Origin of the sequence: Kitasatospora phosalacinea (genome assembly GCF_000717185.1) — a bacterium.
GTDB classification, from domain to species: Bacteria; Actinomycetota; Actinomycetes; order Streptomycetales; family Streptomycetaceae; genus Kitasatospora; species Kitasatospora phosalacinea_A.
The window spans coordinates 1-12923 of sequence record NZ_JNYE01000143.1; the positions used below are offsets into that span (position 1 = coordinate 1).

Consider the following 12923-nt stretch of genomic DNA (forward strand, 5'->3'; position numbering starts at 1 on the left):
GGCCCCGGCGCCCCGCCGCCGCCCGCCCCGGCCGGCCTGCGCGCCGAGGGCGCGCCCGGTGCCGCCCCGGCCGCCCCGGCGCCCGCGGCCGCCGCCGTCGCGTACCAGGCCACCCAGCTGGCCCCGGCGATCGAGCTGCCGCCGGGTGCGACCCCGCCGTTCCCGATGCCGGGCGCCCCCGGCCAGCCGTTCCCCGGCGCCCCGGCGCCGCAGGGCGCGCCGCCGTTCCAGGCGCCCCCGCCGCCGCCGTTCCCGGGCGGGCCGCAGCCGGGCCAGGGCTTCCCGCCCGGCGGTCCCGCGCCGGCGGCCCCGCCGCCGGCCGGTCCGCCGACGGTCGGCCCCGGCACCACCGCGGTGGTCAACTACCGGGGCCCGGACGGGTCCGAGCTGAACCTGGTGATGACCTCCGAGCTGGGCACCCCGCACCCCGAGTGGAAGGCCCTGCAGGAGCTGCGCCGCCTCGGCGTGCCCGCCGACCAGGTGCTGGAGGTGCACACCGACCTGGAGCTGTGCGACCTGCCCGGCGGCTACTGCGCCCGGATGGTGCGGGCGTCCTGGCTGAACGCCCGGATCAGCCACACCGCCCCGTACGGCCGCGACGCCGCGGCCCGGCAGGCGGGCATGAACGTGCTCAGCGAGCACGTCGAGCAGATGCACCAGCTGGTGTCGGCGCCGCCGCGGCCGCGCACCGTCCGGGCCCCGCTGCCCGCGCCCGGCACCGTCCCGCAGCAGCCGCCCGCGCCGCCGCAGCAGCTCGCGGCGGAGTTCGGCAGCATGTTCGGCCCCTCGATGTTCCGGTTCGAGCAGCGCGCGGTGGCCCGGCAGGGCGTGCCGGAGCCGGTCGCCCAGACGCTGATGTGGGTCGGGCTGCCGCGCGATTTCGCGCCGTTCTTCTGGGCCCAGGCGCAGGAGGGCCGCCCCATCCCGACGCTGGCCGAGCTCGCCGCCGAGCGCGGCCTGCCGCCCGGCCCGGACTTCGGCGGCTACCTGGTGCTCGGCAACGACTACGGCCGCCAGCTGTGCGTCCAGTACGGCACCGCCGCGGTGGTCGCCGTCGACCTGGAGAACCCGGCCGAGCCGCCGCGCTTCGTCAACAGCGGCGTCCCCGAGTTCGTCGGCTGCCTGGCGGTGCTGGCCCGGATGTGGCGGCTGCGGCTGGGCCTCACGCCCGAGCAGGCCGGGCGCTGGACCACCGACCTCCAGGCCCAGCTGATGGCCGTCGACCCGGCCGCCGTGCACACCCCGGAGAGCTGGTGGGCGGTGCTGGTCGAGCAGTTCTGGGACGGCCTGCTGTAGCGGCCCCCTCACGCGGCCGGTTCCCCCGGCCGCGTGAGGGCTCCCTGTTTGGTTTGCGTTCGTATCTGCGCAAAATAGGTCAATGGGACGGTTCACCCCGACCCACCCGAACCACGCATCCGGCGGGGCCGCGCAGCCCGCGAGCACGAGGAGAACAGCCGAAATGAGCGACGCCGTGTCCCAGTACGGCTTCACCCCGTCCCGGCGCGGCTACGCGCCCGAGCAGGTCGACGCGGCCGTCACCGACCTCAGCCGCGCCCGCGACGAGGCCTGGGAGCGGCTCAGCGTCCTCGGCGGCGGCCTGCGCGAGATGGAGAAGCGCCTCGCCGACATCAAGCAGGCCGCCGAGGACGCCCCCGACCCCGACTTCGCCGAACTCAGCGACCAGGCCGCCGTCCTGCTCGGCATCGCCCTCAACGAGGCCGACGCCGTCCACGCCAAGGCCAAGCGCTCCGGCGAGGACGCCCGCGACGCCGCCCACGAGGCGGGCGAGGCCGCGGCCAAGGCCGCCAAGGAGTACGCCGCCAAGCTGCGCGAGGAGACCGACCAGTTCGTCCGCCGCACCGACGAGCGCAGCCGCGCCGAGGCCGAGCGGATCCGCGCCGAGGCCGACGCCGAGGCCCGCGCCCTCGTCCACGCCGCGACCGGCCACGCCGCCCGGGTCCGGGTCGCCGCGGCCAACGCCTCCGAGCAGTCCGAGAGCGCCCTCGCCGAGCGCCGCCGCAAGGCCGACGAGGACTTCACCGCCGCCGAGACCGCCGCCGACGCCGCCGTGGCCAAGGTCACGGCCGCCGCCGACGCCCGGGTCAAGGAGGCCGAGCAGCACCGCGAGGCGATGCTCGACGAGGCCCGCCGCCTCGACACCGACGCCCAGGCCAAGGCCGACGCGGCGCTCGCCGCCGCGAAGGAGAAGGCCGCCCGGATCAAGGCCGCCAGCGAGCGCGAGCAGGCCGACTTCACCAAGCGCCTCGACAAGGTCCAGACCCACCTCGACCACATCAAGGGCACCCTCGCCTCGCTCACCGGCGCCGCCGTCGGCGCCATCGAGGACCCGGAGGACGCGGCCGAGGCCGTCGCCGCCAAGAAGGCCGACCTCGCCAAGGCCCCGGCCACCGACCAGCCCACCACCGTGCTGGGCCCGGTCAAGCCCAAGCAGGACGACCCCCGCAAGCCCTACGCCCCGGCCGAGCCCGCCCAGCCCCCGGCCCCGCCCGCCGAGCCCCCGGCCGCCTCCGCCGAGCCCGCGAGCCTCACCAAGGAGCCGCTGCCCCCGAAGCCCGCGACCGCCCCGGAGGCCGACCCGAAGCCGGCGACGGCGCCGGACGCCACCGTCGAGGAGCGCATCGTCCCCAAGATCGTCATCGTCGACGACGGCATCGACCACGACACCCGCCCGGACCGCAACCGCATCCAGCGCAAGGGCTGACGACCCCGCCGGGGCCCGGGGGAACGGCGCGCACCCCCCGGCCCCCGCGGGCTACAGCACCTCGACGGCCGCCCCCGTGAGCCGGCGGCGGCAGTCCAGGACGTACCGGGCGTGGGCGGTGACCGCCTCGTAGTCGAACTCGTCGTGGTCGGCGAGCAGGACGACGGCGTCGGCGGCGGCCAGTTCCTCCGGGGTGGCCTCGACCCGGCGGACGGCGGCGAGCGGGCCGCCCTCGTGCGCGGCGGTGCGCTGGCCCGGGACGTGCGGCTCGGCGACGTGCACGCCCGCGACCACGTGCGGGTCGGCGGCCCGGACCTCCGCGCCCTGGCGGGTGAGCAGCTCGACGACGCGGGCCGCCGGGGTCTCCCGCGCGTCGCCGGTGTTGGCCTTGTACGCCAGGCCCAGGACCAGCACCCGCGAGCCGTTCACGCTGCGGCGCCGCTGGTTGAGCGCCTCGGTGAGCCGGCGCACCACGTAGTCGGGCATGTGGCTGTTGACGTCGTTGGCGAGTTCGACGAACCGGAAGGACTGCCCGAGGGCCCGCTCCACCCGCCAGGACAGGTACGAGGGGTCGATCGGCAGGCAGTGCCCGCCCACGCCGGGGCCGGGGGTGAAGCGGAGGAAGCCGAAGGGCTTGGTGGAGGCCGCGTCGATGGCCTCCCAGACGTCGATGCCGAGGTCGTGGGCGAACATCGCCAGCTCGTTGACCAGGGCGATGTTGACGTGCCGGAAGGTGTTCTCCAGCAGCTTGGTCAGCTCGGCCTCCTTGCAGGAGGAGACCGGGACGGTCCGTTCGACCAGCTGCCCGTAGAAGCCGGAGACCGCGGCGAGGCCCTCGGGGGTGGTGCCGGAGACGACCTTCGGGGTGTTCTCCAGCTTCCACACCGGGTTGCCGGGGTCGATCCGCTCCGGGCTGTAGCCGAGGTGGAAGTCGGCGCCCGCCCGCAGCCCCGAGCCCGCCTCCAGCAGCGGGGCGAGCAGCTCCTCGGTGGTGCCCGGGTAGGTGGTGGACTCCAGCACCACCGTCGCGCCCGGCTTGAGGTGCCGGCCCAGCAGCTTCGCCGAGGCCTCGATGTACGACAGGTCGGGGACGCCCTCGCGCAGCGGGGTCGGGACGGTGATCACCGCGACGTCGAACCCCGCGACGTCGGCCGGGTCGGCGGAGGGCAGGTACGCCCCGGCGTCGAGCAGCGGACGCAGCCGCTCCCCGGGGATGTCCTCGACGTACGACTCGCCGACCGCGAGCCGCTTGATCCGGCGCTCGTCCACGTCGTACCCGACGACGCGGTGCCCGACCTCGGCGGCGCGGACCGCGAGCGGGAGACCGACATAGCCCTGACCTGCGATGACGACGCGCATGACGAAGCAACCCCCTGGAAATGACCGGCGTCCCCACACCTTCTTCACACGAGGGTACGGAGCCCGGGCCTCCGCGCGGGCCGCTTCGCCCGAAGTGGTGCACGAGCGGCGAAAGGGGCCCGAACGCCAGGACGCCGAGAGCCGCGGCGCCCGCCCGGGAGCGGACGCCGCGATTCCCGGCGTGAGTGGCACGGGCGCCCCCACCCAGGGCCGCCCGGCCTTCGCACTCCCGACCCCCATCGAGGTGCGACCGCGCTTCCGCAGCCATCCCCCACGGTTGGACGCGGCCTGCGCTGACATCCATGGTGCGCGGTGACCATGGACGCACAGTGACAGCAATGTGTCGGCCGCATGATCTCTGGACGAGCCCGGGCGGACGGCGGCGGAGGGTGCCGCACCGCGTGCCGGAGGGCGGCGCGGCGTAGGCTGGACACCCCCCGGGGCGCACCGCGTTCCGGGATGTCGCGCTGCCCGGCCGTCTCCTGCGCCGGGCCGCTCCCCGCCGTGGAGAAACTGACGTATGAGCCTGTCCGGACTGCTCGATGTCGTCGTACGGGACGCCGCCCTCGCCGAGGCGATCGAGGCGGCGGCCACGGGGCGCAGGCAGCACCTCGACCTGGTCGGACCGCCCGCCGCCCGGCCGTTCGCGATCGCGGCGCTGGCCCGTTCGCTGGCCGCCCGGGCCGGTGAGCGGGGCCGGCCGGTGCTGGCCGTGACCGCCACCGGCCGGGAGGCCGAGGACCTCGCGGCCTCGCTGCGCTCGCTGCTGCCCGCCGACGCGGTCGCCGAGTTCCCGGCCTGGGAGACGCTGCCGCACGAGCGGCTCTCCCCGCGCTCGGACACCGTCGGCCGCCGCCTGGCCGTGCTGCGCCGGATCGTCCACCCGAGGGCCGACGACCCGGCCGCCGGGCCGGTGCAGGTGGTCGTCGCGCCGGTGCGCAGCGTGCTGCAGCCGCAGGTGAAGGGCCTGGCCGAGCTGGAGCCGGTGGCGCTGCGCCGCGGTGAGCAGCACGACCTGGGCGAGATCGCCCGCAAGCTGGCGGCCGCGGCCTACGCCCGGGTCGAACTGGTCGAGAAGCGCGGCGAGTTCGCGGTGCGCGGCGGCATCCTGGACGTCTTCCCGCCGACCGAGGAGCACCCGCTGCGGGTGGAGTTCTGGGGCGACGACGTCGAGGAGATCCGCTACTTCAAGGTCGCCGACCAGCGGTCCCTGGAGATCGCCGAGCACGGCCTGTGGGCGCCGCCCTGCCGGGAGCTGTTGCTGACCGACGGGGTGCGCGCGAAGGCCGCCGAACTGGCCGCCGAGCACCCCGAGCTGGGCGAGATCCTGGACAAGATCGCGCAGGGCATCGCGGTCGAGGGCATGGAGTCGCTGGCCCCGGTGCTGGTGGACGACATGGAGCTGCTGCTGGACGTCCTCCCGGCCGGTTCGATCGCCGTGGTCTGCGACCCGGAGCGGGTCCGCACCCGGGCCGCCGACCTGGTCGCCACCAGCCAGGAGTTCCTGGCCGCGTCCTGGGTGGCCGCGGCGGCGGGCGCCGACCGCCCGATCGACCTGGAGGCGATCGACGTCTCGGCCGCCTCGCTGCGGTCGCTGGCGGACGTCCGCGAGCACGCCGCCGGGATCGGCCTGCCGTGGTGGTCGGTCAGCCCGTTCGCCACCAGCGACTCCACGGTCGACGACGTCCTCGAACGCGACGCCGACACGCTCACCCTCGGCATGCACGCCGTGGAGGCGTACCGCGGCGACACCGCGCGGGCGATCGCCGACGCCCGGGAGCGCCTGGCCGCCGACTGGCGGGTGGTGATGGTGACCGAGGGCCACGGCCCGGCGTCCCGGCTGGCCGAGGTGCTCGGCAACGAGGGCATCGCGGCCCGGCTGGTCGCCGACCTCGCCGAGGCCCCGACCCGGGACGTGGTGTACGTCTCCTGCGGCTCGATCGAGCACGGCTTCGTCGACGAGGCGCTGAAGCTCACCGTCGTCACCGAGACCGACCTGTCCGGCCAGCGGTCCTCCACCAAGGACATGCGCCGGATGCCGTCCCGCCGCCGCAACGCGATCGACCCGCTGGCGCTGGCGGCCGGCGACTACGTGGTGCACGAGCAGCACGGCGTCGGCCGGTACGTGGAGATGGTGCAGCGCACCGTGCAGGGCGCCACCCGCGAGTACCTGGTGCTGGAGTACGCGCCCGCCAAGCGCGGCCACCCCGGCGACCGGCTGTTCGTGCCGACCGACCAGCTCGACCAGGTCACCAAGTACGTGGGCGGCGAGGCCCCGACGCTGCACCGCCTGGGCGGCGCGGACTGGGCGAAGACCAAGCAGCGGGCCAAGAAGGCGGTCAAGGAGATCGCCGCCGACCTGATCAAGCTGTACTCGGCCCGGATGGCGGCCCCCGGCCACGCCTTCGGCCCGGACACCCCGTGGCAGCGCGAGCTGGAGGACGCCTTCCCGTACGCGGAGACGCCCGACCAGCTGACCACCATCGGCGAGGTCAAGGCCGACATGGAGAAGTCCGTCCCGATGGACCGGCTGATCTGCGGCGACGTCGGCTACGGCAAGACCGAGATCGCGGTGCGCGCCGCGTTCAAGGCGGTGCAGGACGGCAAGCAGGTGGCGGTGCTGGTGCCGACCACGCTGCTGGTGCAGCAGCACTTCTCGACCTTCGCGGAGCGGTACGCCAACTTCCCGGTCACCGTGAAGGCGCTGTCCCGGTTCCAGACCGACACCGAGGCGAAGGCCGTGCTGGAGGGCCTGTTCGAGGGCTCGGTGGACGTGGTGATCGGCACCCACCGGCTGTTCTCCTCGGAGACCAGGTTCAAGGACCTGGGCCTGGTCATCGTCGACGAGGAGCAGCGCTTCGGCGTCGAGCACAAGGAGCAGCTGAAGAAGCTGCGGGCCAACGTGGACGTGCTGACGATGTCCGCGACGCCGATCCCGCGCACCCTGGAGATGGCGGTCACCGGCATCCGCGAGATGTCGACCATCACCACCCCGCCGGAGGAGCGGCACCCGGTGCTGACCTTCGTCGGCCCGTACGACGAGAAGCAGATCTCGGCCGCGATCCGGCGCGAACTCCTGCGCGAGGGCCAGGTGTTCTACATCCACAACCGGGTCGAGTCGATCGACAAGGCGGCCGCCCGGCTGAAGGACCTGGTGCCGGAGGCCCGGGTGGCGACCGCGCACGGGCAGATGGGGGAGACCCAGCTGGAGAAGGTCGTCGTCGACTTCTGGGAGAAGGAGTTCGACGTCCTGGTCTCCACCACGATCGTCGAGTCCGGCATCGACATCTCCAACGCCAACACCCTGATCGTCGAGCGCGGCGACACCTTCGGCCTGTCCCAGCTGCACCAGCTGCGCGGCCGGGTCGGCCGCGGCCGCGAGCGCGGCTACGCGTACATGCTGTACCCGCCGGAGAAGCCGCTCACCGAGACTGCGCACGAGCGCCTCGCCACCATCGCCCAGCACACCGAGATGGGCGCGGGCATGTACGTCGCGATGAAGGACCTGGAGATCCGCGGCGCGGGCAACCTGCTCGGCGGCGAGCAGTCCGGGCACATCGCGGGCGTCGGCTTCGACCTCTACATGCGGATGGTAGGCGAGGCGGTCGCCGAGTTCCGCGAGTCGCTGGACGGCGGCGGCGAGCCGGAGGAGGAGCCGCTGGAGGTGAAGATCGAGCTGCCGGTGGACGCGCACGTCCCGCACGACTACGCGCCGGGGGAGCGGCTGCGGCTGCAGGCGTACCGCTCGATCGCGGCGGTCAACTCGGAGGCCGACATCGCGCAGGTCCGCGAGGAGCTGACCGACCGCTACGGCAAGCTGCCCGAGCCGGTGGAGAACCTGCTGCTGGTCGCGGGGCTGCGGCTGTTCGCCCGGCGCTGCGGCATCGGCGACGTCACCCTGCAGGGCAACTTCGTCCGCTTCGGTCCGGTCGAGCTGCGGGAGTCGCAGGAGCTGCGGCTGAACCGGCTCTACCCGCGCACCCAGGTCAAGTCCGCCGCCCGGCAGCTGCTGGTGCCGCGGCCGGGCAGCGGCGGCCGGATCGGCGGCAAGCCGCTGGTCGGGCGGGAGCTGCTGTCCTGGTGCGCCGAGTTCCTGAGCACCATGTTCGAGGACCTCAAGCGGTAGCGGGCACGGCCGCGCACCCGTCAGCGGGGGCGCCGGAGGGCGGCAGGCAGGCGCCCCCCGGCGCCCCCGTCCGCGTCCCGGCGCCCCCCGGGGCCCGGGTCACGACACCTTCCACTGGCCCGACTGCTCGGCGAAGCCGCTGTTCAGGGCGTACTGGACCTTGTCGACCTTCGCGTCGGACGGGACCTCGAAGGTGACGAAGCCGAGGCTGCTCTCCCCGGGGGCGATGTTCACCGCGCCGGGGAACTCCGGGCCGGCCGTGGTCTCCGCGAAGGTGGGGTCGAAGCTCTGGCCCTGGGCGTCGATCAGCTTCGCGCCGGTGACCGGGGTGTCGGTGTAGGCGGCGGAGCCGGTCGCCTTGATCCGGAACTGGACCGAGACGTAGCGCTTGCCCTCCTCGGGCTGGAGGAACTCGTTCGCGCTCTCCGCCGGGTCCACCACCTTCACCAGGGTGACGTCCGCGGTGTCCTTCTTCTCGAAGCCCTTGAGGGAGATGGTGTCGCCGACCTTCGCCACCGCCGGGGCGTCGGCGCCCTTCGACTTCGGCGCGGCGGCGGCCGGGGCCGAGCCGCCGGACCCGGCGGGTGCGGCGGCGCTGCTCTTCGGGGTGGTGGAGACGGCGCTGTCGGTCGGGCCGCAGGCGGTGGCGGTGGCGAGCAGCGCGGCGCCGAGCACGAGGGTGGCGGTACGGAGGCGGACGGACATGGCGGGTTCCCCCCAGGGAGGTCTGCGGTGGTGGGCCGGCGGTTGTTCCGGCGGTGGCTCTACTGAAGCACTCTGCTGTGAACAGTGTCAATTGCGATTCACCAAAGATCTCCGTTCACGTGTGAACGCTCCGGGGAGGAGAGTTGCTAGGCTGCGTGGTCACGCCCGCCACCGCGAAGGAGACCGCCGATGCCGGACCGCCCCGAGGTGACGGCCGCCGAGATCGCCCGGCTCGCCGGGGTCGGCCGGGCCGCGGTCTCCAACTGGCGCCGCCGCCACCCCGACTTCCCGAAACCGGCCGGCGGCACCGAGGCCAGCCCGACCTTCCGCCTCGACCAGGTCGAACAGTGGCTCCGCGACCAGGGCAAACTCGCCGAACTCCCGCTGCTGGAACGGGTCTGGCGGCAACTGGAGACCCTCCGCGACCCGGCCGGCCCGGCCGCCGCCCCGCTGGTCACCGCCGGAGCCGTCCTGCTGCTCCTGCACCGCGACCCGGCCGCCCGCACCGACCTCGCCGAACAGCCCGACACCCGGCTCGCCACCGCCCTCCCCAAGGCCCTGCGCCGCACCGCCGCCGCCACCCTCGGCCCGGACGCCCCCGCCGCCCTCGACCTGCCGCTGATCGCCGGAGCCACCCACCTCGACCTGGCCCGCCTGCTGGCCCGCCTCACCGCCGACACCGACCCCGCCACCGCGTACGGGCACCTGCTCACCCGCCACGCCGAGGCCAACCCCCGGCTCCAGCCACCCCTCCCGGCCGACACCGCCGCCCTGCTCGCCGCCCTCGCCGAGCCCGGCACGGGCACCGAGCCCGGCCCCGGCACCGGCCCGGCGCCCGCCGACCTGGCCGGGCCGGACCGGGTGCTGCTCGACCCGGCCTGCGGCACCGGCGGACTGCTGCTGGCCGCCGACGCCGCCACCACCACCCGCCTCGGCCAGGAGTCCGACCCCGCCCTGGCCGGCGTCGCCCTGCTGCGCCTCGCCCTGGCCGCCCCCGCGGCCGCCCCCGCCGACGCCCCCGGCCCGCTCCCGCTGGACGTCCGCCCCGGCGACGCGCTGCGCGCCGACGCCTTCCCCGGCCGCACCGCCGACACCGTGCTCTGCCGCCCGCCCTACAACGAACGCGACTGGGGCCACGACCAGTTGCAGTACGACTCGCGCTGGCCCGGCCGCCTCGTCCCGCCCCGCGGCGAGTCCGAACTCGCCTGGGTGCTGCACTGCCTGGCGCACACCCGTCCCGGCGGCACCGCCGTGCTGCTGCTCCCGCCGACCGTCGCCTCCCGCCGGGCCGGGCGCCGGGTCCGCGCCGAACTCGTCCGCTCCGGCGCCCTGCGCGCCGTCGCGGCCCTGCCCGCCGGAGCCGCCCCGCCCTACGGCGTCCCGCTGCACGTGTGGGTGCTGCGCGGCCCGGAACCCGGCGACGAGTTCCGGCACGTGCTGCTGCTGGACGCCGCGGCCGACGGCGGCACCGACCGGGCCGCGCTGCACGACACCGTGCTGGCCGCCTGGCGGGAGTTCGACGCCGCCGCCCGCACCGGCAGCCCCCTGCCCGCCGACCGGCCCGGCCGCGCCCGGGCCGTTCCCGCCCTCGACCTGCTCGACGACGAGACCGACCTCACCCCCGCCCGCCACCTGCCCGCCGCCCCCGCCGGGGCCGCCCCCGACCTGCTCGCCGGACTGCGCGAACGGCTCGGCGCGGAACTCGCCCGCCTCGCGGACCTGGACACCGCGCTGCCCGCCGTCGCCGCCGCCGCCGACCCCGCCCCGCCGCAGGTCAGCATCGGCGAACTCGCCCGATCCGGCGCCCTCCAGGTGCACTCCTCCGGCCAGGGCGCCCCCGCCCGCCCCGGCGGCCGCACCCCGCTGCTCACCGACCAGGACCTGCAGACCGGCGCCCCGCCCGGCGCCGCCACCGACGCCGACCGGGACACCCTGACGGTCCGTCACGGCGACGTCCTGGTGCCCGTCCTGGGCGGCGAGGGCGCCCGGGCCGTCCAGGACGGCAGCCCCTACGCCGGAGCCGCGCTCGGCCCCCGCCTGCACCTGCTGCGCCCCGACCCCGAGCAGCTCGACCCCGACTTCCTGGCCGGCCAGCTGCGCGCCACCGGCGCCGGACGGCGCGCCAGCAGCTACGCCTCCACCACCAGTCGGCTGGACATCCGCCGGGTCGAACTGCCGCGCGTCCCGATCGCCCGGCAGCGCCTCCTCGGCGCCGCGTTCCGCCGGATCGCCGCCTACGAGACGGCCCTCGCCGAGGCCGCCGCCGAGGCCCGGACCCTGACCCGGGCGCTCACCGACGGCCTCGCCTCCGGCGCCACCGACCCGGCCTGACGCCCCGTCGGCCCCGCGGCCGGGCGGAGGACGGGGTTCCGGCGGGCCGGCAACGGGTCGGAAACGGGCTCCCGGCGGGTCGGTTCGTGACGGTAGCGTGTGCGCAGCACGTCCCGCCGTCGCCGAGGAGCCCCCATGCCCGCCCGCGTCGTTCCGTACCGGAGAGGGCCCTCGGTGCTGCTCGCCCTGGTCCCGGTGCTGAGCTGCGGCCTGCTCGGCATGGTGCCGTCGATGGTGCTGGCCGTCGACCGGCGGAGCCGGGCCGACAAGATCGGCGCGGCGGTGTTCGCCCCGATGCAGATCGCGCTGTTCGTCGTGGCCGGGCTGACCCCGGAGGGCCAGCCGATCGACGACCTGACCGCCGGGCTCCTCCTGCTGCCGCTCTGCCTCGCCGCCCCCGTGCACTTCCTGCTGATGAACCGGCGCGACCAGTGGCCCGCGCCCGCCCCGGCCCCCTACCCGCACCCGCACCCGCACCCGCACCAGCACCAGCATCCGTACGCGTACGCCTACCCGCAGGCCGCCGCCCACCCGCAGGCCGGGTACCCCGCCGCTGCCCCGTACCCGCCCGTGCAGCCCCACCCGCCCGTGCAGCCCCACCCGGCCGCCGCGCCGCCCGTGCCGGTGCCCGCACCCGCCGTCCCGGCGACCCCGCCCGCGCCCGCCGCCCCGACCGGGGTCTCCGAGCTGCGCGAACTCGGCGAACTGCTGCGCCGGCAGGCCGGGGACGGGCAGCCGTGAGCCGGGTCGTCGGCGAGCGCTACCTGCTCGCCGAGAAGATCGGCCACGGCGGGATGGGCCAGGTCTGGGCCGCCCACGACCAGCGGCTGGAACGCCGGGTCGCGGTGAAACTGCTGCACACCGACGCCCTGCCCAACCCCGCCGGGCGCGGCGACAGCCGGGCCGACCTGCTGCGCCGCCGCTTCCTGCGCGAGTGCCGGATCGGCGCCGGACTCGACCACCCCGGGCTGGTCACCGTCTACGACGCGGGCACCGACGGCCAGGAGCTGTACCTGGTGATGCAGCACGTCCCCGGGCTCAGCCTGGCCGACCTGGTCGCCGAGGAGGGCCCGCTGCCGGTCGAGCGGGCCGTCGCCGTCGCCGGACAGCTGTGCGCCGCCCTGGCCGCCGTGCACGGCGCGCAGGTGGTCCACCGCGACCTCAAGCCCAGCAACGTGATGATCCGCCCGGACGGCCGGGCGATCCTGCTCGACCTCGGCATCGCCACCGCCCTCGACCCCGGCGCCACCCGCCTCACCCTCACCGGCAGCCCGATCGGCAGCCCCGCCTACATGGCCCCCGAACAGGCCATGGCCGCCCGGGCCGACCGCCGCAGCGACCTGTACGCGCTCGGCTGCATGCTGCACGAGATGCTGGCCGGCGACCCGCCCTTCCCCGCCCCCACCGCGCTCGCCGTGCTGCGCCGCCAGGTCGACGACCCGCCCGTCCCGCTGCGCCGACTGCGGGCCGAGGTGCCCGCCGCCCTGGAGGCGCTCGTCCTGCGGCTGCTCGCCAAGCGCCCCGAGGAACGGCCCGCCGAGGCCGCCGAGGTGCACGCCGTGCTGCTGCCGATGCTGCCCGCCCCCACCGGCCGGGTCCGCACCCGGCTGCCCGCCGTCCCCGACCCCGGCGACCCGTACCGCTACCCGCACCACCCGCAGCCCGCCCCCGCCCCCGTCC

Annotated in this window: 8 protein-coding genes; 6 read left to right on the forward strand and 2 right to left on the reverse strand. The window is 75.9% G+C overall.

Translation table 11 applies throughout. From position 1 onward, the window contains the following. Positions 1 to 1296: SUKH-4 family immunity protein (locus OO57_RS35620; RefSeq protein WP_033256947.1), on the forward strand; the 1296-nt coding region annotated here is incomplete at its 5' end. 163 nt (positions 1297 to 1459) lie between these two features. After that, positions 1460 to 2722 carry a hypothetical protein gene (locus tag OO57_RS40110; protein WP_051778675.1) on the forward strand — a complete coding sequence of 421 codons (1263 nt, stop codon included), beginning with the start codon at positions 1460 to 1462 and terminating at the stop codon, positions 2720 to 2722. Positions 2723 to 2773: 51 nt separating this feature from the next. Here OO57_RS40110 and OO57_RS35630 read toward each other — a convergent pair whose 3' ends face one another. Beyond that, positions 2774 to 4081, reverse strand: a complete 1308-nt coding sequence (locus OO57_RS35630; RefSeq protein WP_033256948.1) for a nucleotide sugar dehydrogenase — start codon at positions 4079 to 4081, stop codon at positions 2774 to 2776. A 520-nt stretch (positions 4082 to 4601) separates the two neighbouring features. Between OO57_RS35630 and mfd the strand changes: the two genes are divergently transcribed. Next, positions 4602 to 8207, forward strand: coding sequence for a transcription-repair coupling factor (gene mfd / locus OO57_RS35635; protein WP_033256949.1), 3606 nt, complete (start codon positions 4602 to 4604; stop codon positions 8205 to 8207). Positions 8208 to 8306: 99 nt separating this feature from the next. Here mfd and OO57_RS35640 read toward each other — a convergent pair whose 3' ends face one another. Then, on the reverse strand, positions 8307 to 8912 hold the full coding sequence (locus OO57_RS35640) for a DUF4352 domain-containing protein (RefSeq protein ID WP_063737718.1): 606 nt from the start codon (positions 8910 to 8912) through the stop codon (positions 8307 to 8309). Positions 8913 to 9101: 189 nt separating this feature from the next. Between OO57_RS35640 and OO57_RS47090 the strand changes: the two genes are divergently transcribed. The 3 genes from OO57_RS47090 to OO57_RS35655 form a co-directional block, all read left to right on the forward strand. After that, entirely contained in the window at positions 9102 to 11243 is a 2142-nt protein-coding gene (locus OO57_RS47090) for an N-6 DNA methylase (RefSeq protein ID WP_051778676.1), read from the forward strand. Between the two features lie 135 nt (positions 11244 to 11378). Then, the gene (locus tag OO57_RS35650) at positions 11379 to 11984 is read left to right on the forward strand and encodes a hypothetical protein (protein ID WP_063737719.1); all 606 of its coding nucleotides are present in this window, start codon (positions 11379 to 11381) and stop codon (positions 11982 to 11984) included. A 53-nt stretch (positions 11985 to 12037) separates the two neighbouring features. After that, positions 12038 to 12923 (forward strand): serine/threonine-protein kinase (locus tag OO57_RS35655; RefSeq protein WP_158715349.1); only part of this gene is annotated, 886 nt, incomplete at its 3' end.

Coding starts and splice junctions, on each gene's coding strand:
- OO57_RS47090 (WP_051778676.1), top strand. CDS start 9,102: ATGCCGGACCGCCCCGAGGTGACGGCCGCCGAGATCGCCCGGCTCGCC.
- OO57_RS35640 (WP_063737718.1), bottom strand. CDS start 8,912: ATGTCCGTCCGCCTCCGTACCGCCACCCTCGTGCTCGGCGCCGCGCTG.
- OO57_RS35630 (WP_033256948.1), bottom strand. CDS start 4,081: ATGCGCGTCGTCATCGCAGGTCAGGGCTATGTCGGTCTCCCGCTCGCG.
- OO57_RS40110 (WP_051778675.1), top strand. CDS start 1,460: ATGAGCGACGCCGTGTCCCAGTACGGCTTCACCCCGTCCCGGCGCGGC.
- OO57_RS35650 (WP_063737719.1), top strand. CDS start 11,379: ATGCCCGCCCGCGTCGTTCCGTACCGGAGAGGGCCCTCGGTGCTGCTC.
- mfd (WP_033256949.1), top strand. CDS start 4,602: ATGAGCCTGTCCGGACTGCTCGATGTCGTCGTACGGGACGCCGCCCTC.